Source organism: Pseudonocardia lutea (assembly GCF_042658055.1).
GTDB lineage: Bacteria > Actinomycetota > Actinomycetes > Mycobacteriales > Pseudonocardiaceae > Pseudonocardia > Pseudonocardia lutea.
In genome coordinates this window covers 1-24673 of sequence record NZ_JBHSQK010000068.1, presented here as the reverse complement: position 1 = coordinate 24673, position 24673 = coordinate 1, and the positions used below count along the sequence as shown (strand labels likewise).

Below are 24673 nucleotides of genomic sequence, written 5' to 3'. Positions count from 1 at the left end.
TGGCCGCGGCCGCGGCCCTCGCCGCGACCTTCGGCCAACCCGGCCGTGACGGTCGTGGTGCCGACCCGCAACGAGGCCCGCAACCTCGAGGTCGTCCTGCCGCAGATCGCGGCGGTGCGCCCCGCGGTGCACGAGATCATCGTCGTGGACGGCAACTCCACGGACGACACCATCGGCACGGCGCGGCGCACCCTGCCCTGGGTGCGCTGCATCACGCAGACCCGCAAGGGCAAGGGCAACGCCATGGCCTGCGGGTTCGCCGCGGCCACCGGGGACGTCATCGTGATGTTCGACGCGGACGGCTCGGCCGACCCGGCGGAGATTCCCGCGTTCGTGTCGGCCCTGGTGGCCGGCGCCGACTTCGCCAAGGGCACCCGCTTCGCCGCCGGCGGCGGCAGCGACGACATCACCCTGCTGCGCCGCACCGGCAACGCCGGGCTGAACACGGTGGCCAACGCGCTGTTCGGCACCTCCTACACCGACCTCTGCTACGGCTACAACGCCTTCTGGGCCGACCTGCTCCCGCTGCTGGAGCTGCCGGACCCGGGGGAGCCGCAGCCGGAGGACGGCACGATGCTCTGGGGCGACGGGTTCGAGATCGAGACCGTGCTCAACTGCCGCATCGCGGCGGCCGGCCTGAAGATCACCGAGGTGCCGTCGGTCGAGAAGCAGCGCATGTTCGGCGAGACGAACCTGCGCACCTTCGCGGACGGCACCCGGGTGCTGCGTACCCTGCTGTCCGAGCACCGGCGTGCCGACAAGCGGAAGAACTGACCGCGGGAGGGTCGGCCGCCGGCGGACCGCACCCGGAGGACCTCGCCCCGTGAACCTGTTCGAGCCCGCGCCCGAGCCGCCGGTCACCGCGACCGTGGTCGTCTGCGTCTACACCGAGAAGCGGTGGGCCGACATCGTGGCCGCCGTCGAGTCGGTGGCGGCGCAGGACGTGCTGCCGGTGGAGACGATCGTGGTCGTCGACCACAACGAGGCGCTGCTCGAGCGGGCGCGCGCGGCGTTCCCGCGGGTGCAGGTCGTGCCGAACGCGCACCGGCAGGGCCTGTCGGGCGCGCGGAACACCGCCGTCGAGCTGGCGACGGGGGACGTCGTGGTGTTCCTCGACGACGACGCCACCGCCCGTCCCGGCTGGCTGCGCGCCCTGCTGGCCCCCTACGCCGACCCGGACGTCATCGGCGTCGGCGGGGTCGCGCACCCGCGCTGGCCCGTCGCCCGCGCCGCCGTCGACGACTCCGGCCGGCCCGCCACGCTCCCCGGCGCGCCGGGTGGGCGGGACGCGACCGGCGAGCTCGACTGGGTCGTCGGCTGCACCTACACCGGCCAGCCCACCGAGCGGGCCGAGGTCCGCAACCTCATGGGCTGCAACATGTCCCTGCGCCGCGAGGTGTTCAAGCGGGTCGGCGGGTTCGCCGAGGACATCGGCCGGATCGGCAAGAACCCGCTGGGGTGCGAGGAGACCGAGCTCTGCATCCGGGCCCGGCAGGCCTACCGGGCCGACGGGCGCGAGGTGAAGATCCTGTTCGAGCCGCGCGCCGAGGTCGACCACCGCGTCTCGGAGGACCGGGTCGACTGGTCCTACCTGCGGCGCCGCAGCTGGGCGGAGGGCCTGTCGAAGGCGGCCGTCTCCAAGCTCGTCGGGCAGGGGGACGCGCTGTCCACCGAGAGCAGGTACGTGGCGACCGTGCTGCCCAGGGCGCTGATCCGCGAGGTCAAGGCGAAGCGGCCCGCCTCCGCGGCCGCGGTCGTCCTCTGCCTGGGGTTCACCACGGCGGGCTACGTCCGCGGCAAGCTGCCGGGCGCCACCTCGCACGTCGCCCTGCCCGCGGCCGACGGTGCCTGACACCGGATCGGTGTCCGGCTCCGCAGGCCCCGTCGCGACGATGGTCGGTTCCGCAGGCTCCGCCCCCGGCGAGCACCGCATCCCCTCGTTCGTCCACCAGCGCAACCGGCTGAGCGAGGGCCAGCAGCACGCGTGGGACCGGTGGTGGCCGGAGTACGGCGGCGATGTCGCCGCGATCGCGCGGCTCGACCCGGAGGCGCTGTTCGGCCGCGTCGCCCCGACGGTCCTCGAGATCGGCTCCGGGATGGGCGACGCCACCGCGGAGATGGCGGCCGCCGCGCCCGAGGTCGACCACCTGGCCGTCGAGGTCTACGAGCCCGGGCTCGCCCGGCTGCTCATGCTGCGGCACGAGGCCGGCCTGGAGAACCTGCGCCTGCTGCGCGGGGACGCCGTCGACCTGCTCGAGCGCGCGGTCCCGGAGGGCCTGCTCGAGGGCATCCGGATCTTCTTCCCGGACCCGTGGCCGAAGCGCCGGCACCACAAGCGCCGGTTGATCCAGCCCGCGTTCGTGGCGCTGGCCGCGTCCCGGCTGCGGCCGGGCGGGTGGCTGCACCTGGCCACCGACTGGGAGCACTACGCGCTGCAGATGCGCCAGGTGTGCGACGCCTGCCCGCTGCTGCACCGCGCCCCCGCGGCCGGACCGGACGGCTGGCTGCCCCGGCCCGACTCGCGCCCGCTGACCAAGTTCGAGCAGCGCGCGGTGCGCGAGGGCCGAGCGATCCGGGACCTGCTCTACCTGCGTTAGGCGCCGGCTAGTCGAGGGTGGGCGCCGGGAGGTGCGGCACCGCGCGGGACCGGCCGCGGAACTCCGCGACGACCTCGCCGGCGCCGGTCCGGACCGTCACGTCGTAGAGCCCGGACCTCCCGACGAGTGCCCGCTCGACCGCCTCGGCCTCCAGCTCCTCGCCGACCCGCGCCGCGCGCAGGAAGGCGACGTCGCCGCCCGACGCGACCGTCGAGACGCCGTGGCTGTTGCAGGCGAAGGAGAAGGCGGCGTCGGCGAGGAAGAACAGGTAGCCGCCGTGCACGATGCCGTGCCCGTTGACGTGCCGCTCCTCGACGGTCAGCGCGGTCCGCGCACGCCCCGGGCCGACGTCGACGAGCCGGATGCCCGCCCCGCGGATGGCCTCGTCGTGGTGCACCATCGCCGTCGCGACCCGCTCCGCGGTCGCCTGGGGATCCGCCGGGGAGCCGGCCGCTGCGTTCGTGCTCACCCGGTCAGTGTGACGGGCCCACACCCGGGTCCCCGGCGGGATAGGGTCACGGGCATGCGGACCCACCCTCGGGAGACCCGGGAGACCCGGACCCCGTGACGTCGACCGGCCCCCTCCCGCGCGTGCTGCTCGTCTGGGACGCGCCCAACATGGACATGAGCCTCGGCTCCCTGCTGGGCGCGCGGCCCACCTCGGCCTTCCGCCCGCGGTTCGACGCCGTGGGCCGCTGGCTGCTCGACCTCGCCGGGCCCGACGCCGTCGCCGAGGCCTGCGTGTTCACCAACGTGGTGCCCGGGTCGACGGAGGTCGTGCGGCCGTGGGTGGAGGCGCTGCGCAACGTCGGGTTCGCGGTCTTCGCCAAGCCGAAGATCACCGAGGACTCGGACATCGACGACGACATGCTCCGGCACATCCAGATGCGGGAGCAGGAGGGCCACCTCCGGCACGTGGTGGTGGCCTCCGGGGACGGGCGGGCCTTCCGCGAGCCGCTCGAGAAGCTGATCGAGCAGCACACGGACGTCACGGTCATCGGGTTCCGGGAGTACGCGAACTTCGCGCTGACCTCGGAGACGATCTCCTTCCTCGACCTCGAGGACATCGACGGCGTGTTCCGCGAGCCGTTGCCGCGGATGACGCTCGACACCCTGCCGGACACCGGCGCCTGGCTCCCGCCCTTCCGGTCCCTGCGCTCGCTGCTCGACCCGAGACGGTGACCACCGCCCCGGACACGGCGGCGCGCACGGCGGGCGAGCGGTTCGCCGCGCCGGTGGTACTGACCTGCGGGCCGGGGTTCCCCGTGCTGCGCGACGGGATCGTCGACGTCGGCCCGGACGGGCGCATCGTCCGGGTCGCCCCGCGGGCCGAGGCCCCCGCCCCCGAGGGCCGGGTGCACCGGCTGCCCGGCCTGCTCATGCCCGGCCTGGTCAACACCCACTGCCACACCCCGATGCTGTCGCTGCGCGGGATGGGCGGCGACCTGCCGCTGATGTCCTGGCTGCAGGAGGTCATGTGGCCGGCCGAGGCGAGGTTCACCGAGGAGGACGTCCGGGTCGGGATGACCGCCGGCGCCGTCGAGCTGCTGCGGACCGGCTGCACCACCTCGGTGGAGATGTACTTCGTCGCCGACGCCGTGATCGACGCCGTGCTCACCGCCGGCTCGCGGGTGCTGCTGACCCCGGGGATCATCGCCGCGCCCGGCTGGGACCGGCTCGGCACCTGGGAGGAGATGCGCGACGACGTCTCCGCCCGGATCGACGCGGCCGGGCTGCGGTTCGGCCCGCACGAGCGGGTCGAGCTCGGGTACGGGCCGCACTCGGCCTACACCCTGCCGCCCGAGGCGCTGGCCACCACCGCCGAGGCGGCGCGGGAGCGCGGGGCGCTGCTGCACGTGCACGTCGCCGAGTCGCGGCAGGAGGACCACGCGCAGCGGGAGGAGTTCGGCTCCGTGCCGGCCGAGCTGGAGGCCGTCGGCGGCCTCGGCGGGCGGGTGCTGGCGGCGCACTCCGTTCACCTGTCCGAGGCGGACATCGCGCTCTACCGGCGCCACGGCGTCGCCGTCGCGCACTGCCCCGGGTCGAACGGGAAGCTCGCCGCGGGCCTCGCACCGGTCGGGGACCTGCGGCGCGCGGGGATCCGCATCGGACTCGGCACGGACGGTCCCGCCTCGGGCGACGACCTCGACCTCTGGCACCAGGCGCGGCTCGCGGCCCTGTTCGCCCGGGTCCGCGAGGACGACGCCGCCGCGCTCACCGCCGCCGACGTGCTGCTCATGGCCACCCGGGACGGCGCCGAGGCGATCGACCGGGCGGACATCGGGGCCCTGGAGCCGGGCCGCTGGGCCGACCTCGTGCACGTCGACCTCGACGACCAGGCCTTCGTGGACCCCGGGGACGACGCCCAGCTGCTGTCCAACCTGGTCTGGGCGGGCGGGTCGCGCCTGGTCCGCGACGTCTGGGTCGCGGGCGAGCAGGTGGTCGAGGACGGCGAGCCGGTCAAGGTCGACGCCGCGCGTGCCCGGGCGGACCTGCGGGCCGTCGCCGCGCGCCTGCACCGCTGACGCTCCTACCCTCGACGCGATGTGGGTCAACTGGTGGGGCGGGCAGCAGTGCCGGCCCCGGCGCACCGACCGGCCGCTCGACGAGGCGGGCGTGGTCGCCGCGGTGCGTCGCGCCGGGGAACGCGGGCACACCGTCCGCCCGCTCGGCTCCGGCTGGTCGGACAGCACCCTGACCCTCACCAACGACGTGCACGTCGACTGCTCGGCGCTCACCGGCGTCGCCGCGATCACCTCCGACACCGTCCGGGCGCGGGCGGGCGCCACCCTCGCCTCCGTGCAGGCCGCGCTGGCGGAACGGGGCCGGGCGCTGGCGCCCGTCCCGCACGGCGCCTCGGCGACCGTGGCCGGCGCGGTCGCGACCGGCACCCACGGCGGCGGCGCGCGGATCGGCTCGTTGTCGGACCAGGTCGTCGGGCTGCGGTTCGTCGACGGCACCGGCCGGGTCCGCAAGGTCGCGGCCGGGGAGCCCGAGCTCGACGCGCTGCGCACCCACCTGGGCGCCCTCGGCGTCCTCACCGAGGTGGAGCTGCGGACCGTGCCCGCCGAGCAGGTGGAGGCGCACGAGGAACCCGTCGGGGCCGAGGAGGTCCTGGAGCCCGGCGGCCCCCTGGACACGCACCGGTTCGCGGCCGTGGAGCTGCACGTGCCGAGCGGGGAGGCGCTGCTGCGGTGGGCCGGGCCCGTCGTCGAGCGGGAGCCCGGACCCTCGTCCACCGGGCCGGTGGAGGCGCTCGGCCGGGTCGTGACGCGGCTCGGGCACACGGCGTCGGCGCAGTGGTCGGCGCAGCGGTCCCGGCCGGCGCCGCGCTGGGAGGGGAGGGTGACCGGACTGCCGCACGACCTGCTGCCCGATCCGCACCCCGTCCGCGGCGGCGTCACCGAGTGGGCGGTGCCGCGCGAGGCGCTCGCCCCGGCGATCCGCGAGCTCGCCGCGGCGACGGCGGCCCGCGACCGGGAGATCCGGCGACCGGTGGAGGTGCGGACGGGCCCGGCCGAGACCGGTTGGCTGCATCCCGCGTACGGCCGCCCGACCGCCTGGATCACCGTGCGGACCCAACGCGGCGAGGACCACGGACCACTGTTCCGGCTCGTCGGCTCGGTGCTCGAGGGGATGGGCGGGCGGCCGCACTGGGCCGGCCGGCACGACTGGACGGCGGCCGACGTCGCGCTGGCCTACCCCGCCCTGCCGGAGTTCCTCGCCGTCCGGGACCGGCTCGATCCCGACCGGCTCTTCACCGGCGACCACCTCGAGGCGCTCCTCGGCCCCTGAGCTCCGAGCCCGCGATCTGCGCGTTACGGAACCATGACGCGGTTCCTCGGACCGTTCCTGCGCGTTGTGGAGCCGTCACGCGCTTCCGGGAGTGCATCTCGACGACGAGGGCCGGTGGCTCCGCGATCCGGTCACTCCCCCGGACCCCGGGCCACCGGCCCCTGGTCGACGTCGATCCGCTCCCCAGCCGACCGACGTCCGCCGCGGCCCGAAGCTGCCGCGGTCCGTTCTTCCTTCACTCACCGGGGCTCCCCAGCCCCGGAGTCCTCGTCCCGTACCGGATGCGCGCTCCGCGAGCTCCGCTCGGCGGCGTCAGTACGCCAGGTGGTGGTGCCCCGAACCCGAGCCGACGGCCCGGCGGTGGTGGCGGCCGGTGCGCGAGGACAGCTCGGCCAGCGCGTGCGGGCCGGTGTCGGTCAGCGAGGTGTACGCGGGCGCGGCCGGCGCGTACGTCGGGACGTGCGCGGCGTAGAGCGGGGCGCGGTCGTACCCCGCCGACACCGGGGCGGGTGCCGGCTCCGGCCGCACCGACCGCACCGGCGGCGCCGGCGGGGCCGGCGGGGCCGGCGGGGCCGGCGGGGTCGCCGGGGCCGGGGGCACCGGCGAGACGGCGCGCTGGGTCAGCGTGGCGAAGGCCTGCACCGGGATCGGCGCCGTCAGCGGGTCGCGACGGAAGTCGTCGAGCGCGTCGGCCGAGCGGCGACCGGGCCGGCGGGCCGGGGCCTGCCGGGCCGGCTGCTCGGTCTGCCGGCCGCGCCAGCCGCCGACCGTGAGGGCGTGGAAGATCGGCGTCTCCGCCGCGATCTCGGTGCGGCTCGCGTGCCGCCCCGGGAAGGGACCGGTGTCCTCGACGCCCCGCACCCGCACCGTGGCCCTGCGCCGGCCGACCGCCCCGTCGAGGGCTCGCTCCCTGTCGGTCACGCCCCGCACCTCCGTCATCTCTCCACCTCGCGTCGTCCGTGTGCCGCGCGATGCTGCCATCGGCCCTGTCCCCACAGGGCCGTTCGGCCGCACACACCACCCACAACGGGGTCACCTTCTCGGGGAAACGGGTCGGGAACGGTCGTTACCCGCTTTCGGGCCATCTCCATTCGTTCGGGTGGTGTCGCCGCACCACGGTGCCGCGCTCGTCGCTCTGCGCAGTCGCTCTGGACACTTTCGGGACGCTCCGTGACGCCCTGCCGGACCCGCGCAGCGCTCCGGGCGCCCGGCGAGCGGTCGGGCCCCGCCTCGCCGCCCGTTCCTCGCCCGGTCGGGACGCACGGGCCCGGCGAGGCCACCGAGACCTCTGCGGACGATCTTGGGGAGATCGGCGGCGGCGCCCCCCGCGACCGCCGGTCACGAACGTCCCCGCAGGTCCCCGGGACACCGGCCGCCGACCCGTCACGCCGGAGCGACCACACCATCGAGCGTGATCAACTTCGTGCGGCGTGTCGGCCCGGCGCCCCACGGCCCCGGATCACTACGGTCCTCCGTGACGGCGCAAGCACCGGGGACTCCGGAGCGTCACCGTCTCCTCACCCGGCCGCACCAGCAGTCGATCAAGAGGCGGTCAACTACACGGGTGTAATTCGACGTTGGGTGACGATACACTCGAATCGCTAGGCCAACGCGGTGGACGGCGCAACTCCTGGCCACCGGAACGGAGCAGTCGACTTCCGACGCCCCTCGTCACGCCGTCACCGCCCACGTCGCGCGGCTCGAGGGGCTACCGTTCGCGGATGACCGACGATCGGGCGGGCGGGAGCGGCCCGAAGATCGACCCCGTGGTCGAGGCCGAGATCGACCCCGGCGCCCCGCCGCGCACCCCGGAACCGGCCGGCACCCCGGTGCCGCCGCCGTCCCCCGTCGCCCCCGAGCAGCGCAGCCGCCGCAGCGCGGCCTCCGCCGTGCCCACCCCGCTGCGCGTGACCTCCGAGGTCGCCGCGCGCGCCCTGATCGTCGCCGCGGCCTTCGGCCTGCTCGTGTTCCTGGTGATCCAGCTGCGGGTCGTCGTGATCCCGGTGGCGATCGCGACGTTGATCGCCGCGCTGATGGCGCCGGTGGTGCACTGGCTGGTCGCCCGCCGCGTGCCCCGCGGCCCGGCGGTGGCGATCACGATCGTCGGCGGCTTCTGCGTCCTCGGCGGCCTGCTGTCGTTCGTGGTCAACACGTTCATCGGCGGCTTCGCGGAGCTGCAGCAGCAGCTGACGGCGAGCCTCACCTCGATCCAGCAGTTCCTGGCCCGGCCGCCGTTCAACCTGAGCTCCGAGCAGCTGCGCAACATCCCCGGGCAGATCGGGCAGGCGCTGACCAACAGCCAGGCCAACCTCACCTCCGGCGTGCTGACCACCGCCGCCACGATCACCGAGGTGGGCGCGGGGATCGCGCTCACGGTCTTCACGCTGATCTTCTTCCTCTACGACGGCCGGCGGATCTGGACGTTCCTGCTCAAGGCCGCGCCGCGGGCCCGCCGCGAGAAGGTCGACATCGCGGGGCGGCGGGCCTTCGCGACCCTCGTCGGATACACCCGCGCGACGGTGCTGGTGGCGTTCGTCGACGCGATCGGCATCGGGATCGGGCTGTGGGCGGTCGGGGTCCCGCTCGTCGTCCCGCTGGCCGCCCTGGTGTTCCTCGGCGCCTTCGTGCCGACCGTCGGCGCGGTGGTCAGCGGCGCGGTCGCGGTGCTCATCGCGCTGGTGGCCAACGGGCCGATCCCGGCCGTGATCATCCTGGCCGTCGTGATCGCCGTCCAGCAGCTGGAGGGACACGTGCTGCAGCCCCTGCTGCTCGGGCGGGCGGTGCGGCTGCACCCGCTGGCCGTCGTGTGGGCGGTGGCCGGTGGCGTCGTCGTCGGCGGGATCCCGGGAGCCCTGCTGGCCGTGCCGCTGCTCGCCACGCTCAGCGCCGCGATCCGCTCCTTCGTCCGCGACGACGAGCCGCCCGCGCGCACGATCAACGCCGTCGACCCGCACGAGGCCAACGCCGAGACGGCACACCGCATCCGGGTGCCCTCCTGGTGGAGCCGGGTGCACAGCCGGCTGCGCCGCTCGGCCTGACGCGGCCGCCCGCCGGGGCGGCTTGACGTGCCGATCCCGGCCCGCGGCGGGAGGATCGGGCGGGTGCGATACCTGATCACCGGCGCGACCGGGTACATCGGCGGACGGCTGGCCCCGCGGCTGATCGAGGAGGGCGGGCCGGACGCGGCGGTGCGCTGCCTGGTCCGCGACCCCGACAAGCTGCGCGACGTGCCGTGGGCCCGGTCCGCGGAGATCGTGCAGGGCGACCTGCTCGACGCCGGCAGCGTGCGGCGGGCCTGCGAGGGCGTCGACGTCGTCTACTTCCTGGTGCACTCCCTCGCCGACCGGGACTTCTCCGCGCTCGACCGCCGGGCCGCGCTCGTCCTCGCCGAGGCCGCCCGGGACGCGGGGGTGCGGCGCATCGTCTACCTCGGGGGCCTGCACCCGGACGGCCCGCTCTCCGAGCACCTTACCTCGCGCGCCGAGGTGGGCGAGATCCTGCTCCGCAGCGGGGTGCCGACGGCGGCGCTGCAGGCCGCGGTGATCCTCGGCTCGGGGTCGGCGAGCTTCGAGATGCTGCGCTACCTCACAGAGCGGCTGCCCGTGATGCTCACGCCGCGGTGGGTGCACAACCGCATCCAGCCCATCGCCGTGCGCGACGTGCTGCGCTACCTGATCGGCGCCGCGCACCTTCCGCCGGAGGTCAACCGGACCTTCGACATCGGCGGCCCGGACGTGCTGACCTACCTGGACATGATGCAGCGCTACGCCGCGGTGGCCGGGCTCCGGCGGCGGCGGGTGGTCGGCGTCCCGGTGCTCACGCCGAGGCTGTCGGCGCACTGGGTCAACGTCGTCACCCCGGTGCCGAAGGGCATCGCGGCGCCGCTGATCGAGTCGCTGGTGCACGAGGTGGTGTGCCGCGAGCAGGACATCCTGCGGTACGTCCCGGACCCGCCCGCGGGCCGCATCGGCTACGACCGGGCCGTCGAGCTCGCCCTGACGAAGATCCGGTCCGGCGACGTCGAGACGCACTGGTCGGGCGCCGCCGTCGAGGGCGCGCCGTCCGACCCGCTGCCGAGCGACCCGGACTGGTCCGGCGGCACCGTGTACACGGACGACCGCGAACAGCCCTGCTCGGCGCCGCCCGAGGACCTCTGGCGGGTCGTCGTCGGGATCGGCGGCGAGCGCGGCTGGTACTCGTTCCCGCTGGCCTGGTCCGTGCGCGGCTGGATGGACCGGCTCGTCGGCGGCGTCGGGCTGGCCCGCGGGCGGCGGGACCCGGACCGGCTGCACGTCGGCGACGCGCTGGACTGGTGGCGCGTCGAGGCCCTCGACGAGGGCACCCTGCTGCGGCTGCGCGCCGAGATGAAGGTCCCGGGCCTGGCCTGGCTGGAGATGGGCGTCCGGCCGGACGGCGCGGGCTCGCGCTACACCCAGCGCGCGGTCTTCGTGCCGCACGGCCTCGCCGGCCACCTGTACTGGTGGTCGGTCGCACCCTTCCACGGCATCGTCTTCGGCGGGATGGTCCGCAACATCACCCGCACCGCCGAGCGCGCCGCCCCGGCGCTCACCGGGGCCGAGCGACGGGCCTCGTAGCGGCTACAGCTCGGTGAGGCCGGCGTCGAGGCGGTCGATCTCCGTGAGGTCGAGCTCGAGCTCGGCGGCGCGGCAGTTGTCCTCGAGGTGGGCGAGGTCGGCGGTGCCCGGGATCGGGAGCATCACCGACGAGCGCTGCAGCAGCCAGGCCAGGGCGACCTGCGGCGCGGTCACGCCGTGCGCCCAGGCGATCTCGGCGACGGCGCCGCCGGGCTCCGCGAGGGCGCCGGCCGCGACCGGGTGCCACGGCAGGAAGCCGATGCCGTTCTCGGTGCAGTAGCGCAGGACGTCGTCGCTCGCGCGGTCGATCAGGTTGTAGCGGTTCTGCACCGTCGCGATCTCGACGATCCCGCGGGCCTGCTCGACGGTCTCGACGGAGACCTCGGACAGCCCGACCTCGGCGATCTTGCCCTCGGCCTTGAGCTCGGCGAGCACGCCGAACTGGTCCGCCGCCGGGACCGTCGGGTCCACGCGGTGCAGCTGGAACAGGTCGATCCGCTCCACGTCGAGCCGGCGCAGGCTCAGCTCGCACTGCTGGCGCAGGTACTCGGGGCGCCCGCACGGCGTCCACCGCCCGGGCCCCGGACGGAGCTGGCCCGCCTTGGTGGCGATCGTCAGCCCGTCGTACGGGTGCAGGGCCTCGCGGATCAGCTCCTCGGAGGTGCCCGGCCCGTAGGAGTCCGCGGTGTCGATCAGGTCCACACCGAGGTCGACGGCGCGGCGCAGCACCTCGAGCGCGGCCTTCGGGTCGGCGGGCGGGCCCCACACGCCGGGCCCGGTGATCCGCATGGCCCCGAAACCCAGGCGATGGACGACGGGTCCCTCGCCGATCCGGAACGTGCCTGCGGCCGCGGCGGGACCGGCACCCTCGGCGGCCTCGTTCTGCGGGAAGACGCTGGTCATGCGACGAGGGTGGCACCGTCGGTGTCCGACCCGCCCCCGATCGTGACCAGCACCGCAGGGGTCACGGCGGTCACGTGCGTCCGGTTGCCGCCCCCGCGCGGGGCGGATAGCTTCGCGCCGTGGCCACGATCTCGGCGCTGGCCGACGCCGTCGACGCCCTGGTGCACGACGGTGCGGAGATCGCCCTGGAAGGGCTCGGCGCGTCGGCTCCCGAGGCCGCCGCCCACGCGATCCTGCGCCGCAGACCGCGCGACCTCACCCTCGTCGGTACGGTGCCCGGCCCGGCCGGGGACCAGCTCGTCGGCGCGGGGTGCGTGAAACGGCTGGTGTTCGCCCGGCTCGGGCCGGGCCTGCACCGGATCCGCGAGGCCCTGGTCGCCTGCTGGCCGACGCCGCTGGAGATCGAGGAGCACACCCAGGCGGGCATGGCCGCGCGGTACGTCGCCGGCGCCTCCGGGCTGCCGTTCGCCATCGTCCGCGGCGGCTACACCGGCACGGACCTGGCGGAGGTCACGCGCACGGGGGTCGTCCGGTGCCCGTTCACCGGCGAGGAGCTCACCGCGCTGCCGGCGCTGCACCCCGATCTCGCCGTGGTGCACGCCCGGCGCGCCGACCGGGCCGGCAACGTCCAGCTGGGCGGGCCGCCCGGGCTGCGCAAGGAGGCGGTGCTGGCCGCCCGCAACGCGCTCGTCACCGTCGAGGAGGTCGTCGACGAGCTCGGGTCCGAGCCCGGCGCGGTCGTCCTCCCCGCGTTCGCGGTGACCCGGATCGCCGTGGTGCCCACCGCCGGACCGGACGCGGCCGCGGATGCGGTCGAGGCGGCCTGGGCGCCGGTCTCCGCCGACCGGGCCCGGTTCACGAGCTGGCTGGAGGGGATCCGCGCGTGAGCGACCAGATGCTCGTCACGGCCGCGCGGCTGCTGGCCGACGGCGAGGTGTGCGTCGCGGGCCCCGGCCCGGCCCGGGTGGCCGCCCTGCTCGCCCGCACCACGCACGCGCCGGGGCTCACCGTCCTCGGCGACGACGGCACCGTCGACGGGGTGCCCGCGGCGACCGTCGGCACCGCCGAGCTCAGCGCGTACTGGCTGCAGGGCGGCCGGGTCGACGTCGGGCTGCTCACCGCGGACCAGGTCGACGCCTTCGGCAACGTCAACACGACCGTCCTCGGCGAGTACGACGAGCCCACGGCCCGGCTCGGCGGGGCCGGCGCGACCGCGGAGATCGCGGCGGGTGCGGGCCGGGTCGTCGTGCTGCTGCCGCACCGGCTCCCCGCGTTCGTGGAGCGCGTCGACTTCGTGACCGCTCCCGGTGTCCCCTCCGGCCCGCTGGACCGCGCGCAGGCGGGCCTGCGGGGCGCGGGCCCGGTCGCCGTCGTCACCGACCTGGGGGTGCTGCGGCCCGATCCGGCCACCGGCGAGCTGGTGCTCACCGAGGTCCACCCGGGCGTCCCGGTCGACCGGGTGCGGGCCGAGACCGGCTGGCCCCTGGAGGTCGCCGACGAGGTGGGCGTCACGGCGCCCGCCACCGCCGCGGAGGTCGCCGCCCTGCGGGCCGGGTGACAGGATCGGCCCATGACCGACCTGCTCCACACCCGGACGGACGGACCCGAGGACGGGCCCGTGCTCGTGATGCTCGGCTCGCTGGGCAGCACGCTCGACATGTGGGAGCCGAACGTCCCGGCCCTCGCCGAGCACTTCCGGGTCGTCCGCATGGACCATCTCGGACACGGCGCCTCGCCCGACCCGGCGGGCCCCTACACGATGCAGATGCTGGCCGAGGCGGTCCTGGCCACGCTCGACGCGCTCGGCGTGGACCGCGTGCACTGGTGCGGACTCTCGCTCGGCGGCATGGTCGGGATGTACCTGGGCTCCGAGCACCCCGACCGCATCGCCCGGCTCGTGCTGTGCTGCACCTCCTCGAACTTCCCGGACCCCTCGATCTGGCGGCAGCGCATCGAGGCCGTGAAGGCCGGGGGCACGGCCGGCATCGCGCCGGGCGTGGTCGAGAGGTGGTTCACGCCGGAGTGGGCGGAGAAGCATCCCGACGTCGTCGGGCGGGCGGTCGGGTGGGTCTCCGACACCCCCGACGACGGCTACATCGCCTGCTGCGAGGCCATCGAGGTCTGGGACCACCGCGACCGGCTGGGCGCCGTGACCGCGCCGACGCTCGTGATCGCGGGGGACGAGGACAAGCCGACGCCGGTCGAGCCGCACGCCCGCACGATCGCCGACGGCATCCCCGGCGCGCACCTGGAGGTGCTCCACGGCGGGCACCTGGCGACCATGCAGAGCGCGGAGGAGACGAACCGCCTCCTCCTGGAGCACCTGACCTGAGGAGCCTGCCGGCGAGCCCGGCCTGCTGCGCGGGGTTCGCCGGCGGCGCTCCTAGGGCGTGTCCGGCCGCGTCCGCTGGGGCGCGGTCAGGGCCAGCCCAAGCGCGGCCATCGCCATGAGGATCCCGGCGACGACGATGGGTACCGCGGCCGCCGCCCCGCCGAGGACCAGCAGCAGCAGGCCGCCGCCGAGCAGGATCGTGGGCACGAGCCCCGCGGTGTGCACCGAGCGGCTGCCGGCCGGGCCGGCGGCGCGGGAGGCGGGGGCCGGGCGGTGCCGGCGCAGCTTGCGGCCGAGCGCGCTGCACCGGGCCACGAACAGGGGATCACCGGACATGAGGCCCTGTTCGATCAGGGCGAACTGGCTGCGCTCGCGGTCGCTGAGCATCGTTCGGGGCACCCCCGGGATCACAAGGCCTGGCTGGGGAACGGGCGGCCCGCTCGCCGTTGATCCGGGTGCACCGCGCACCAGTGTAGGTGACCGAATCGTGACCTTGAGCGGGGTTGTGACCCGAGCCCGCGTGTGATCGGCGCCGCTCGGTGAGGTGACCCTTCCTCTTTACATGCACGATCACGCATAGGTAGCGTGCCGGTCATGGGAACGGGACACGGCCACGGGCACGGGCATGCCGTCGGGGATCGGCGCCGGCTGGTGGCCGCCCTGCTCGTGACCCTGGCGTGTGCCGTGCTCGGGGGCGTCGGCGCACTGCTCACCGGGTCCCTCGCCCTGCTCGCCGACCTGGGCCACCTGCTCACGGACGCCGGGGCGCTCGCGGCCGCCGTCGTCGCGTCGGTGCTCGCGGCGAAGCCGGCCTGTCACCACCGGACCTTCGGGCTCGGCCGGGTCGAGGTCCTGGTGGCCGGGCTCAACGCCGTGGCGCTGGTCGCGGCGGTCGTCTGGGTGGCCGTCGAGGGCGTGTCCCGGCTGTTCGAACCGGCCGAGATCCCCGGCCTGCCGCTGCTGGTCATCGGTGCGGCCGGGCTCGTCGGCAACGTCGTGTCGCTGGTCGTCCTCGCGGGCGGCGACCGCGACAACATGAACCTGCGCGGGGCGATGCTGCACGTGCTCGGGGACGCGCTCGGCTCCGTGGGCGTCATGGTCGCGGCGATCGTGCTCGTGACCACCGGCTGGCCCTACGCCGACACCCTCGCCTCGCTGCTGATCGCCGCGCTGATCCTGCCCCGCGCGATCGGCCTGCTGCGCGAGGTCTGGCACGTGCTGCTGGAGGGGGCGCCGGCGGGGATCGACGTCGCCGAGGTCCGATCCGCGCTGCTGGCGGTGCCGGGTGTGACCTCGGTGCACGACCTGCACGTCTGGGCCATCAACGACCGCAGCCCGTCGATGTCCGCACACCTGGTCGTCGGCGACCACGAGCCGAACGCGACGGGCTGCGGCGGGTCGGTCCTCGACCGCGCGGGCACCACGCTGCGCGAGCGGTTCGGGCTCGCCCACAGCACGCTGCAGGTCGAGCGGCACGCCCACGTGGGGCACGAGGACACCTGCCACTGAGCGAGGCCGACCGCCGGGGACCGGCGCGGAGCGGAGCGGAGCGACGCGGACCGGCGCTGAGCGGAGCGGAGCGACGCGGACCGGCGCTGGCGGTGCGCCGGCCGGCCCGGTCCGGCGGTCAGCGGGCCTCGCGCACCGGCCGGTCGAGGACGAGATCGGCGGCCCGGGACAGCACCTCGGCCCGGCTCCGCCCCTCGTGGTCCGCGGCGAGGAAGTGCTCCCCGATCGCCATGCAGAAGGCGAGGAGGCTGCGCGCCTCGACCTCGTCCGGGTCCGCGCAGAAGCTGCCGATCATCTCCCGGAGCAGCGCCATCCGCCGGTTGTCGACGCGGCGCAGGCGAACCGCGACGGCCTCGTCCCGGCGCGCCCAGTCGCGGACCGCGAGGTCGATCGGCAGCAACCGGTCGCCGGAGAAGGTGAGCATCCCGGCGCGGTGGATCCGGGTCCGCGGGTCGCCGCCCTCGCGCTCGACCCGGGCGAGCACCTCGTCGACGCTCTCGCGCTCCCAGGTGTCGAGCATCGCCTGCAGCAACGCCTCCCGGTCCGCGAAGTACCCGTAGAAGCCGCCCTTGGTGACCCCCAGGCCCTTCGCGAGGGCCTCGACGCGGACGGCATCGGGGCCGCCGGTGGCCAGCGCGCGCAGCCCGGCCTCGATCCAGCTCTCGCGCGGTGTCCGGGCGACGCCCACCTCGACCCCTTCCCCGCTGTTGTACGCAGCCGTATAGTCGAGCTTGTGTTGTACGCCACCGTATAGGAGGTGCGGCATGGCCGCGCAGGGCGTCCGCGGGGTCCCCGAGATCCCGACGACGGTGCGGGAGCGCGCGGCGCTGCCCACGGTCGACTACGCGGATCTGTTCACGGTGCCGGCGCCGGCCGGGGACGCGTCCGCCGAGCACTGGGCCCGCGCGATGTTCGGCTCCGTGCCGGACCTCGGCGAGCGACTGATCTGGCGGGTCCTGCTCGGGCTACGGCTGGATCCCGCGCGGGGCCCGGACACCGTCGCCGGCTGGCGCGTCACCGGCCGGGAGGACGACTGGATCCGGATGGCGACGGCCGGGCCGCTCCTGAGCGCGAACCTCGTGGTGACGACGGGCGAGGGGCACGCCGCGCTCGCCACGTTCGTCCACTTCGAGCGCCGGGCGGGCAGGCTGCTGTGGCGCCCGGCCTCCGCCGTCCACCGCGCCCTCGTGCCTCGGGTCCTCCGGAAAGCCGCGGCCCGGATCGACGCCCGGAGCGACGCCCGGCTCGACACGATTCGGCCGGACGCGACCCGGCTGGGCACCGCCGGGCCCGGAGCGACCCGCCCGGACCGCGTTCGACGCGGGGGACCCGACGCGAGGCGGCGCGGCATGCAGGACGGACGGACCGACGCGGCTCAGCCGTGGGCGAGGTCGGCGAAGCGGCTGTAGTGCAGCTGGTGGGCCACCGTGATCGTGTTGGTGGGGCCGTTGCGGTGCTTGGCCAGGATCAGGTCGGCCTCGCCGGCGCGCGGATCGTCCCGCTCGAACGCGTCCGGCCGGTGCAGCAGGATCACCATGTCCGCGTCCTGCTCGATCGAGCCGGACTCCCGCAGGTCGGAGATCATCGGTCGCTTGTCGGTGCGCTGCTCCGGGCCACGGTTGAGCTGCGAGATCGCCACCACCGGCACCTCGAGCTCCTTGGCCAGCAGCTTGATCTGCCGGGAGAACTCCGAGACCTCCTGCTGGCGGGACTCGACCTTGCGCCCCGAGGTCATCAGCTGCAGGTAGTCCAGGATGATCAGCTTCAGGTCGTTGCGCTGCTTGAGCCGGCGCGCCTTGGCCCGGATCTCCATCAGTGTCAGGTTCGGCGAGTCGTCGATGAACAGCGGCGCCTCGGAGATCTCCGACATGCGCCGCGCCATCCGGGTCCAGTCGTCGTCGCTCATCCGGCCCGCGCGCATGTCCGCCAGCCGGATCCGCGCCTCCGCCGACAGCAACCGCATCACGATCTCGGACTTGCTCATCTCCAGCGAGAACACCGCGCTGGTCATCTGGTGCTTGATCGAGCACGACCGTGCGAAGTCCAGCCCGAGGGTGGACTTGCCCAGACCCGGCCGGGCCGCCACCACGATCATCTGGCCCGGGTGCAGCCCGTTGGTGCACGCGTCGAGATCGGCGAACCCGGTCGGCACGCCCAGCGAGACGCCGCCGCGGGAGGCGATGGCGTCGATCTCGTCCATCGTCGGCTGCAGCAGCTCCTCGAGCGGGACGTAGTCCTCGCTGGTGGAGCGCTCGGTGACCTCGTAGATCGCCGCCTGGGCCCGGTCGACGACCTCCTCGACCTCCGCGCCCTCGGCCCCGTGGTAGCCCAGCTGCACGATCCGGGTGCCCGCCTCGACCAGCCGGCGCAACGTGGCCTTCTCCGCGACGATCTCGGCGTAGTACGCCGCGTTCGCCGCGGTCGGCACCGTGGCGATCAGCGTGTGCAGGTACGGCGCACCGCCGAGGCGGATCAGCTCGCCGCGGCGCTGCAGCTCCGCCGCCACCGTGACCGCGTCGGCCGGCTCACCCCGGCCGTAGAGATCGAGGATGCAGTCGTAGACCGTCTGGTGCGCGGGGCGGTAGAAGTCGTCCGGCCGCAGCACCTCCACCACGTCCGCGATCGCGTCCTTGCTCAGCAGCATCCCGCCCAGCACGGACTGTTCGGCCGTGAGGTCCTGCGGCGGCTGGCGGTCGAACGGGTTCGGGACGACCCCGCCCGCGGACTCCCCGCCCGGGCGGCCCTCGCCGTCCCGGACGGCCCGCGGCCGATTGGGACGGTCATCCGTCACCGCCATGCCCGACGTCACCCCCTGTCACCACGTGGCCTCATGGTATCGAACATGAGTTCGATCCGCAGCCGATTCCGCCGACCGCAAGACGATCGTCTCCTCCCGCCCGAACCCGTCCGGGGTCACGCCCTCGGGTGGCGTGCGACGAACGGTGCGCGGGCGGGCGGCGATCGTGCACACGGCCCGGGCACGTGACGGTAGGGGAGTCGGCGCCGACGCCCAAACCCGCGTGTGGACAACCCTGGGGAGGGTGTGGGGACGGATCGGGGACGAGGCAGGCGGGCCTCCCCACCGAACTGTGGACACCGTGGGGACAACCCCTGCTCGGGGCGCCTTTCCGCTGATCAGGCCCACGACGGTCGGTGTGGACAACTTTCTTTCCCGACGGCTCGGCGCGTCCCCCGGTGGGCGTGTCGGGGGCGGTCGCCCCCCGTCCACCCGGCGCACGCGGAGGGTCACCGAGCGACGCGGGCGCAACCACTGTGTGTCGTTCCCCTGCGCTCGACGGTCGGTGTGTCGCCGCTCGTCGAGCGGGTCTGCGGGGACCGGTTGCGTGATCGACACCGAGGGCGGCCCGGCCCCCGAGAACGCCGCGAGGGCGGGACCCGGTCGAGACGACCGCGATCCCGCCCTCGTGACGGAGTGTGACGAACCGGAGGTTCGTCGGTGCCGTGTCAGGCGGCGACGACCGCCACCTGCAGCTCGGCGGTGACCTCCGGGTGCAGGCGGACCTTCACCGGGTGGGTGCCCACCGACTTGATCTGCTCGCCGATCTCGACCGAGTGCCGGTCGAGGGCCGGACCGCCGGCGGCGCGCACGGCCTCGACGATCTGCGCCGGGGTGACCGAGCCGAACAGCCGGCCCGAGTCGCCCGCGGCCTTCGCCTTGACACTGACCGACAGCTCCTTGAGCGAGCCGGCGACCTCCTGGGCGTGGCCCAGGTCGCGGATCTGCCGGGCCTTCTGGGCGCGGCGGATCTGCTCGACCTGCTTCTCGGCACCACGGGTCGCGACGATGGCGAACTGGCGCGGCAGCAGGTAGTTGCGGCCGTAGCCGTCCTTGACCTCCACGATGTCGCCGGGCGCGCCCAGGTTCGGCACGTCGGCGGTGAGGATGAGCTTCACGCTGCTACTCCTTCCTCGGGTCAGCGGGCGGTCGAGGTGTACGGCAGGAGGGCGACCTCGCGGCTGTTCTTCACCGCGACGGCGACGTCCCGCTGGTGCTGCCGGCAGTTGCCGGTCACGCGGCGGGCCCGGATCTTGCCGCGGTCGGAGATGAACTTCCGCAGCAGGCCGGTGTCCTTGTAGTCGATCTCCTGGGCCTTGTCCTTGCAGAACGCGCAAACCTTCTTCTTCGGCTTGCGCAGGACGGGCTTGGGCATTGCTGGTGCTCCTGGGTGTACCGGTCCCCGCGGGTCACGCGGGGGTGTGGATCGAGGTCAGAAGGGGGGCTCGTCGTCCGCGGCGGGGCCACTGCCGGCCGGCGGGGCGGAACCCCACGGGTCGTCGTAGCCGCCGCCCTGGCCGCCGCCACCGAAACCGCCGCCGCCGCCGCCACCGCCGCCGCCGAAGCCGCCGCTGCCACCGCCGCGGCTGACCTTGTTGACCTTGGCAGTGGCGTACCGCAGCGAGGGGCCGACCTCGTCGACCTCCATCTCGATGACGGTGCGCTTCTCACCCTCGCGGGTCTCGAACGACCGCTGCCGCAGCCGGCCCTGCACGATGACGCGCGCACCGCGGGTGAGCGTCTCCGCGACGTTCTCCGCGGCCTGGCGCCAGATGTTGCAGCGCAGGAACAGCGCCTCGCCGTCCTTCCACTCGCCGGACTGGCGGTCGAAGGTGCGCGGCGTGGACGCCACCGTGAAGTTGGCGACGGCCGCCCCGGAGGGGGTGAACCGCAGCTCCGGGTCGGCGGTGAGGTTGCCGACCACGGTGATCACAGTCTCGCCGGCCATGGGGGCCTCCTCAGCTCGCGGCGGGGGCGGGCGTGCGCGCGGGGGCGGCCTTCGCGGCCTTCTTGGGCTCCTTGCGCAGCACCTTGGTGCGCAGGACGGACTCGTTCAGACCCAGCTGGCGGTCGAGCTCGGCCACGGTGGCCGGCTCGGCCTGGACCTCGAGCACCGCGTAGATGCCCTCGGCGTTCTTGGCGATCTCGTAGGCGAGGCGACGCTTGCCCCAGACCTCGACCTTCTCCACCGAACCGCCGTCGGAGCGGACGACGTTCAGGAAGGTCTCCAGCGACGGCTGCACCGTGCGCTCGTCCAGGCTCGGGTCGAGAATAACCATGAGCTCGTAGTGACGCATGAGAACCACTCACCTCCTGTGGACTGGAACGGCCGCGGCGCTTCCGCGGCAGGAGGTTCTCACCCCGCACCGACAGAATCGGGCCGGGCCCGGAACACGGGGTCCGGGTCCGACTCGTCGCGGCAGCCCGGGTGGCCACCGGTCGGAGCGGTTGGACACGAGATTACCAGCGCGTTTCCACCCGTCCGGCCCCGCCCCCGCGATCGTTCGCGGTCGTGAACGTGCGGGGATGCCGTCCGTCGACGCCGGACACCGGTCGGGCCCCGTTCCGGCTGTGGGGAGCGGGTGGACATGGCGGGGGAGCCGCACCTCGGGCCGACTCGGCACCGTGGTCGAGCCATCCGGCATGCCCCCGGGTGCGCGGCACATCCGCTCGGGCCGGCCTGCACACCCCGACGCGCTCGACACACCGACGTTGTACTTCTGCGGGACGCACTGGTCCGCGATCCGCATGCAGGTCCGGCTCGTGTCGACGAGATCGGTCCGAAGACCGAGGCCGTAACCAGTCACCCGCCGGGCCACCCGGCACATCCCGCGTGCGGGCACACCCGCTCGGGCCGGCAGGCGTGATCCGTACACCCCTCCAGGCCTCTCGGCGCATCCCGGCGAGCTCGGGACGCCCTGCCGGGCCCCCGGACACACCCCGACGTGCGCCGCACACCCCTCGAGGCCGCCCGGCACACCCGGTCGACACGCGGCACACCCGGTCGACGGCGTGTGCCGAGACCCGCGGGGTGTGCCGGCCACACCGGCACCGAGTACGGCTCGGGGGCGGGCGCACGTGCGAGGTCCGGGAGCGGGTGGCGGCCGGAGCGGGCGCCGTTCCCGCTCACACCGGCAATTCACTGGAGCGGTCGGCCGCCGGACCAGGTCGTGCCCGGCGCGTTCGACCGATCCTTCCTCCCATTTCCCACACCCCGTCGGGTGTCGTACACGCCGTCGACAGGGTGTGCGACGGACGTTCTGGATGTGCCGCCGCGGGCGCGACGGATGGGAGCCGGTCGAACGGGTGTGCGGGCCCGCGGAGAACCGACGAGGTCCCGGGACGGGGCGGCCGGAGCGGTGGCGCTGCTGCTCGCCACCGGCGGTCCGCCGGCGCGGGCGGCCGCAGGAACAAGGTCGTGCCGGGGGCGCTCGACCGAACCTTCCTCCCCCTACCCACACCCCGTCGGGTGTCGTACACGCCGTCGACAGGGTGTGTGGAGGGAGGCTGCGTCCGCTGAGGTGGTGGATGGAGACGACCACCGCATGAGCCTTCGTTGGTCAATCTAGGCGGTCAGCGCCGGTGTCGGCATCACCTCCGGCGTGGCTGTCGGCGGGCTGGGGGTGATGGCGGCGCGGGCCTTGGTCAGCACGTCCAGGCTCATGTAGCGGCGCTGCTCGGCCCACTCGTCGGTCTGCTCGGCCAGCACCGCCCCGACCAGCCGCACCACGGCGGCCCGGTCGGGAAAGATCCCGACAACGTCGGTGCGCCGGCGGACTTCCTTGTTCAGCCGCTCCTGCGGGTTGTTCGACCAGATCTGCCGCCAGATCTCCCGCGGAAACACCGTGAACGCCAGCAGGTCGGCGCGGGCAGCGTCGAGATGAGCCGCGGCAGCCGGGAACTTCGCCTCCGACGCTTCGACGACCCGATCGAACTGGGCGTGCACCTCCGCGGCATCGGGCTGGTCGAAGATCGTGCGCAGCAGCGTGAGCACCCACGGCTGCGCGGACTTGGGCACCTTCGTGGCCAGGTTGCGGGCATAGTGCGTGCGACACCGCTGCCAGGCCGCGCCAGGCAAGGTGGCCTCGACCGCCGACACCAATCCCTGGTGCGAGTCGGAGATGACCAGCGCCACCCCGGACAGCCCACGGGCCACCAAGCTGCGCAGGAACGCCAGCCAGCCTGCGCCGTCCTCGCCGGAGACCACCTCCAGGCCCAGAACCTCACGCTGGCCGTCGGCGGTGATCCCAACCGCGATCAACGCGTGCACGATCACCGTCCGGCCGCCCTCACGCACTTTCTGGGTCAGCGCGTCCAGCCAGACGAACGTGTAGGGGCCCTCGTCCAGGGGGCGCGACCGGAAGGCCTCCACCTGTATATCGAGGCTTTTCGCCATCTCCGAGACCTGACTCTTGGACAGCCCGGTGATGCCCAGCTGGGCGGCCAGCTTCTCCACCCGCCGCGTCGACACCCCGAGTACATAGCTCGTGGCCACCACCGACACCAGCGCCTTCTCCGCCCGCCGGCGCCGCTCCAGCAGCCACTCCGGAAAGTAGCTGCCGGCGCGCAGCTTGGGGATGGCCAGCTCAACGGTGCCGGCGCGGGTGTCCCAGTCCCGATACCGGTAGCCGTTACGCGAGTTCACCCGCCCATCGCTGCGCTGCCGATAGCCGGCCCCGCAGGCGGCGTCGGCCTCCGCGGCCATCAACGTCTCCGCGAACTGCTTGACCATCGACCGGAGCAGATCCGGGCTGGCTTCGGCGAGCCGCTCATCGAGCCAACCCGCCACATCGTTCACACTGTCTGACGCGGCCATCGCGTCTCCTCCCTCGAGAACCAGAGCACTCGAAGGATCACGCGATGGCCGTCTCACATCCCGACGCCACGCCGCAGATCAGCAACGACGCCGTACACCACGTCCTCGGACGCAGCCGTGAGGGACGACCTGGATGTGCCGCCGCGGCCCGGCGGGTGTGAGCCGGTCGAACGGGTGCGGGGGCTCGCGAAGGAGCGGTGCGGGCCCGCGAAGAGGCGCGGAGCTGCGCGGAGGTCGCACGCAGCGCGGCCCCGCGGGTCGGGCGAAGATCGAAGGGCCCGGGTCGGGGAAGATCGGTCGGCCCGCGGTCGGGCGAAGACCGATCGGCCCGGCGTGCGCGAAGCTGCGTGGACCTCGGCTACGGACGCCCGCGCGGGGCGACGGGTGGACGTGCGCGGGGACGCCGGGAGTACGGGAGTGTCGGTGGGGGTCACTACCCTCGTCGGCATGCTCATCGGTGCCCACGTCCGCGACGACGACCCCCTCGCCGCGGCGGCCGAGCGCGGGGCGGAGATCGTGCAGTTCTTCCTCGCCGACCCACAGGGGTGGAAGAAGCCGCAGCCCCATCCGCACGCGGAGGCGCTCGCGGCCGGGGAGGTCGCCACGGTGGTGCACTCGCCGTACGTCGTGAACGTGGCCTCGCCGAACAACCGCATCCGCATCCCCTCGCGCAAGCTCGTGGTGCAGCACGCGGAGGGTGCGAAGGCGGTCGGCGCGATCGGGCTGGTGGTGCACGGCGGGCACGTGACGAAGGACGAGGACCCGGCCGTCGGCGTCGACAACTGGCGCAAGTTCGTGCAGCGCCAGCAGGACGAGGGCGGTTTCGCGGTGCCCGTGTTCATCGAGAACACCGCGGGCGGGGACAACGCGATGGCCCGCAGGTTCGACGCGCTGGCCCGGCTGTGGGACGCGGTGGGCGAGTTCGGCGTCGGCTTCTGCCTGGACACCTGCCACGCCTTCGCGGCCGGCGAGGAGCTGGTCGACGTGGTGGACCGGGCCAAGGCGATCACCGGACGGATCGACCTCGTGCACCTGAACAACTCGCGGGACGAGTTCGACTCGGCCCGCGACCGGCACGCCAACGTCGCCTCCGGGACGATCGAGCCCGAGGTCCTGGCCGCGGTGTGTGCGGCGGCGGGCGCCCCGGTCGTCGTGGAGACCCCGGCCGAGGGCCAGGCGGCGGACATCGCGTTCCTGCGCGAGAAGCTCGGGCGTTGAGCGAGCGCGCGGCCGCGGGCTCCCCGGCCGCGCGGCCCGCGCACGAGGACAGGACCGCGCGCCGCGCCGGTCCCGCGCAGCCCGCCGACCCCGCCGCGCAGCCCGCCGACC

Annotated in this window: 25 protein-coding genes; 14 read left to right on the top strand and 11 right to left on the bottom strand. The window is 74.5% G+C overall.

Going from position 1 to position 24673, the window contains the following annotated elements; translation table 11 throughout:
* From ACFQH9_RS23895 to trmB, 3 genes are all read left to right on the top strand, one after another.
* The coding region (locus tag ACFQH9_RS23895) for a glycosyltransferase family 2 protein (protein WP_379569149.1) at positions 1-774 on the top strand (774 nt) is incomplete at its 5' end.
* A gap of 49 nt (positions 775-823) precedes the next feature.
* Positions 824-1852 carry a glycosyltransferase family 2 protein gene (locus ACFQH9_RS23890; RefSeq protein ID WP_379569147.1) on the top strand — a complete coding sequence of 343 codons (1029 nt, stop codon included), beginning with the start codon at positions 824-826 and terminating at the stop codon, positions 1850-1852.
* A gap of 40 nt (positions 1853-1892) precedes the next feature.
* Positions 1893-2597, top strand: a complete 705-nt coding sequence (gene trmB, locus ACFQH9_RS23885; RefSeq protein ID WP_379569145.1) for a tRNA (guanosine(46)-N7)-methyltransferase TrmB — start codon at positions 1893-1895, stop codon at positions 2595-2597.
* A 7-nt stretch (positions 2598-2604) separates the two neighbouring features.
* On the opposite strand, the gene paaI is transcribed toward trmB, so the two are convergent.
* The gene (gene paaI, locus ACFQH9_RS23880) at positions 2605-2997 is read right to left on the bottom strand and encodes a hydroxyphenylacetyl-CoA thioesterase PaaI (RefSeq protein WP_379569153.1); all 393 of its coding nucleotides are present in this window, start codon (positions 2995-2997) and stop codon (positions 2605-2607) included.
* Positions 2998-3161: 164 nt separating this feature from the next.
* Here paaI and ACFQH9_RS23875 point away from each other — a divergent pair, with 164 nt between their 5' ends.
* Genes ACFQH9_RS23875 through ACFQH9_RS23865 form a run of 3 tightly spaced genes read left to right on the top strand, consistent with a single transcriptional unit; the run spans position 3162 to position 6392 of the window.
* The gene (locus tag ACFQH9_RS23875; RefSeq protein ID WP_379569143.1) at positions 3162-3779 is read left to right on the top strand and encodes an NYN domain-containing protein; all 618 of its coding nucleotides are present in this window, start codon (positions 3162-3164) and stop codon (positions 3777-3779) included.
* Positions 3776-5122: an amidohydrolase family protein gene (locus tag ACFQH9_RS23870; RefSeq protein ID WP_379569141.1), complete on the top strand. Its 1347-nt coding sequence runs from the start codon at positions 3776-3778 to the stop codon at positions 5120-5122. The genes ACFQH9_RS23875 and ACFQH9_RS23870 overlap by 4 nt, the downstream gene beginning before the upstream one ends.
* Before the next feature lie 19 nt (positions 5123-5141).
* Entirely contained in the window at positions 5142-6392 is a 1251-nt protein-coding gene (locus ACFQH9_RS23865; protein ID WP_379569139.1) for a D-arabinono-1,4-lactone oxidase, read from the top strand.
* A gap of 312 nt (positions 6393-6704) precedes the next feature.
* Here ACFQH9_RS23865 and ACFQH9_RS23860 read toward each other — a convergent pair whose 3' ends face one another.
* Positions 6705-7313, bottom strand: a complete 609-nt coding sequence (locus ACFQH9_RS23860; protein ID WP_379569137.1) for a hypothetical protein — start codon at positions 7311-7313, stop codon at positions 6705-6707.
* Between the two features lie 800 nt (positions 7314-8113).
* Here ACFQH9_RS23860 and ACFQH9_RS23855 point away from each other — a divergent pair.
* Positions 8114-9430 (top strand): AI-2E family transporter, encoded by a 1317-nt coding sequence (locus tag ACFQH9_RS23855; protein WP_379569135.1) that lies wholly within the window; start codon positions 8114-8116, stop codon positions 9428-9430.
* Between the two features lie 63 nt (positions 9431-9493).
* Positions 9494-10987, top strand: coding sequence for an SDR family oxidoreductase (locus ACFQH9_RS23850; protein WP_379569133.1), 1494 nt, complete (start codon positions 9494-9496; stop codon positions 10985-10987).
* A 3-nt stretch (positions 10988-10990) separates the two neighbouring features.
* On the opposite strand, the gene ACFQH9_RS23845 is transcribed toward ACFQH9_RS23850, so the two are convergent.
* Positions 10991-11890: an aldo/keto reductase gene (locus ACFQH9_RS23845; RefSeq protein ID WP_379569131.1), complete on the bottom strand. Its 900-nt coding sequence runs from the start codon at positions 11888-11890 to the stop codon at positions 10991-10993.
* 119 nt (positions 11891-12009) lie between these two features.
* Here ACFQH9_RS23845 and ACFQH9_RS23840 point away from each other — a divergent pair, with 119 nt between their 5' ends.
* Genes ACFQH9_RS23840 through pcaD form a run of 3 tightly spaced genes read left to right on the top strand, consistent with a single transcriptional unit; the run spans position 12010 to position 14222 of the window.
* Positions 12010-12777 (top strand): CoA transferase subunit A, encoded by a 768-nt coding sequence (locus tag ACFQH9_RS23840; RefSeq protein WP_379569129.1) that lies wholly within the window; start codon positions 12010-12012, stop codon positions 12775-12777.
* Complete coding sequence (locus ACFQH9_RS23835; protein WP_379569127.1) at positions 12774-13448, top strand: CoA-transferase; 675 nt, start codon at positions 12774-12776, stop codon at positions 13446-13448. Before ACFQH9_RS23840 ends, ACFQH9_RS23835 begins: the two co-directional genes overlap by 4 nt.
* 12 nt (positions 13449-13460) lie before the next feature.
* The gene (pcaD, locus tag ACFQH9_RS23830; RefSeq protein WP_379569125.1) at positions 13461-14222 is read left to right on the top strand and encodes a 3-oxoadipate enol-lactonase; all 762 of its coding nucleotides are present in this window, start codon (positions 13461-13463) and stop codon (positions 14220-14222) included.
* Positions 14223-14273: 51 nt separating this feature from the next.
* Here the strand turns inward: pcaD and ACFQH9_RS23825 are convergent, their stop codons facing one another.
* On the bottom strand, positions 14274-14609 hold the full coding sequence (locus ACFQH9_RS23825) for a DUF3040 domain-containing protein (protein WP_379569123.1): 336 nt from the start codon (positions 14607-14609) through the stop codon (positions 14274-14276).
* A gap of 207 nt (positions 14610-14816) precedes the next feature.
* Here ACFQH9_RS23825 and ACFQH9_RS23820 point away from each other — a divergent pair, with 207 nt between their 5' ends.
* On the top strand, positions 14817-15731 hold the full coding sequence (locus tag ACFQH9_RS23820; RefSeq protein ID WP_379569121.1) for a cation diffusion facilitator family transporter: 915 nt from the start codon (positions 14817-14819) through the stop codon (positions 15729-15731).
* A gap of 118 nt (positions 15732-15849) precedes the next feature.
* Here ACFQH9_RS23820 and ACFQH9_RS23815 read toward each other — a convergent pair whose 3' ends face one another.
* Complete coding sequence (locus ACFQH9_RS23815) at positions 15850-16419, bottom strand: TetR/AcrR family transcriptional regulator (RefSeq protein WP_379569119.1); 570 nt, start codon at positions 16417-16419, stop codon at positions 15850-15852.
* 76 nt (positions 16420-16495) lie between these two features.
* On the opposite strand from ACFQH9_RS23815, the gene ACFQH9_RS23810 reads away from it, so the two are divergent.
* Positions 16496-17140: a hypothetical protein gene (locus ACFQH9_RS23810; RefSeq protein ID WP_379569117.1), complete on the top strand. Its 645-nt coding sequence runs from the start codon at positions 16496-16498 to the stop codon at positions 17138-17140.
* Here the strand turns inward: ACFQH9_RS23810 and dnaB are convergent.
* The 6 genes from dnaB to ACFQH9_RS23780 form a co-directional block, all read right to left on the bottom strand.
* On the bottom strand, positions 17107-18528 hold the full coding sequence (gene dnaB, locus ACFQH9_RS23805) for a replicative DNA helicase (RefSeq protein ID WP_379569115.1): 1422 nt from the start codon (positions 18526-18528) through the stop codon (positions 17107-17109). The two genes, ACFQH9_RS23810 and dnaB, sit on opposite strands and share 34 nt — an antisense overlap.
* 668 nt (positions 18529-19196) lie before the next feature.
* Entirely contained in the window at positions 19197-19646 is a 450-nt protein-coding gene (gene rplI, locus ACFQH9_RS23800) for a 50S ribosomal protein L9 (RefSeq protein ID WP_379569113.1), read from the bottom strand.
* A 20-nt stretch (positions 19647-19666) separates the two neighbouring features.
* Positions 19667-19903, bottom strand: coding sequence for a 30S ribosomal protein S18 (rpsR, locus tag ACFQH9_RS23795; protein WP_037042067.1), 237 nt, complete (start codon positions 19901-19903; stop codon positions 19667-19669).
* Positions 19904-19960: 57 nt separating this feature from the next.
* Complete coding sequence (locus ACFQH9_RS23790; RefSeq protein WP_379569111.1) at positions 19961-20476, bottom strand: single-stranded DNA-binding protein; 516 nt, start codon at positions 20474-20476, stop codon at positions 19961-19963.
* A 10-nt stretch (positions 20477-20486) separates the two neighbouring features.
* Positions 20487-20825, bottom strand: coding sequence for a 30S ribosomal protein S6 (gene rpsF / locus ACFQH9_RS23785; protein WP_037042071.1), 339 nt, complete (start codon positions 20823-20825; stop codon positions 20487-20489).
* A 1268-nt stretch (positions 20826-22093) separates the two neighbouring features.
* Complete coding sequence (locus ACFQH9_RS23780; protein ID WP_379569108.1) at positions 22094-23344, bottom strand: IS256 family transposase; 1251 nt, start codon at positions 23342-23344, stop codon at positions 22094-22096.
* Between the two features lie 447 nt (positions 23345-23791).
* Between ACFQH9_RS23780 and ACFQH9_RS23775 the strand changes: the two genes are divergently transcribed.
* Positions 23792-24562, top strand: a complete 771-nt coding sequence (locus ACFQH9_RS23775) for a deoxyribonuclease IV (RefSeq protein ID WP_379569106.1) — start codon at positions 23792-23794, stop codon at positions 24560-24562.
* Positions 24563-24673 lie beyond the last annotated feature (111 nt).

Excerpts from the sequence above, each read along its gene's own strand:
- trmB (WP_379569145.1), top strand. The coding sequence starts at position 1,893 with ATGGTCGGTTCCGCAGGCTCCGCCCCCGGCGAGCACCGCATCCCCTCG.
- paaI (WP_379569153.1), bottom strand. The coding sequence starts at position 2,997 with ATGGTGCACCACGACGAGGCCATCCGCGGGGCGGGCATCCGGCTCGTC.
- ACFQH9_RS23865 (WP_379569139.1), top strand. The coding sequence starts at position 5,142 with ATGTGGGTCAACTGGTGGGGCGGGCAGCAGTGCCGGCCCCGGCGCACC.
- ACFQH9_RS23855 (WP_379569135.1), top strand. The coding sequence starts at position 8,114 with ATGACCGACGATCGGGCGGGCGGGAGCGGCCCGAAGATCGACCCCGTG.
- ACFQH9_RS23845 (WP_379569131.1), bottom strand. The coding sequence starts at position 11,890 with ATGACCAGCGTCTTCCCGCAGAACGAGGCCGCCGAGGGTGCCGGTCCC.
- pcaD (WP_379569125.1), top strand. The coding sequence starts at position 13,461 with ATGACCGACCTGCTCCACACCCGGACGGACGGACCCGAGGACGGGCCC.
- ACFQH9_RS23825 (WP_379569123.1), bottom strand. The coding sequence starts at position 14,609 with ATGCTCAGCGACCGCGAGCGCAGCCAGTTCGCCCTGATCGAACAGGGC.
- ACFQH9_RS23820 (WP_379569121.1), top strand. The coding sequence starts at position 14,817 with ATGGGAACGGGACACGGCCACGGGCACGGGCATGCCGTCGGGGATCGG.
- ACFQH9_RS23810 (WP_379569117.1), top strand. The coding sequence starts at position 16,496 with ATGGCCGCGCAGGGCGTCCGCGGGGTCCCCGAGATCCCGACGACGGTG.
- dnaB (WP_379569115.1), bottom strand. The coding sequence starts at position 18,528 with ATGGCGGTGACGGATGACCGTCCCAATCGGCCGCGGGCCGTCCGGGAC.
- rpsR (WP_037042067.1), bottom strand. The coding sequence starts at position 19,903 with ATGCCCAAGCCCGTCCTGCGCAAGCCGAAGAAGAAGGTTTGCGCGTTC.
- ACFQH9_RS23790 (WP_379569111.1), bottom strand. The coding sequence starts at position 20,476 with ATGGCCGGCGAGACTGTGATCACCGTGGTCGGCAACCTCACCGCCGAC.
- rpsF (WP_037042071.1), bottom strand. The coding sequence starts at position 20,825 with ATGCGTCACTACGAGCTCATGGTTATTCTCGACCCGAGCCTGGACGAG.
- ACFQH9_RS23780 (WP_379569108.1), bottom strand. The coding sequence starts at position 23,344 with ATGGCCGCGTCAGACAGTGTGAACGATGTGGCGGGTTGGCTCGATGAG.
- ACFQH9_RS23775 (WP_379569106.1), top strand. The coding sequence starts at position 23,792 with ATGCTCATCGGTGCCCACGTCCGCGACGACGACCCCCTCGCCGCGGCG.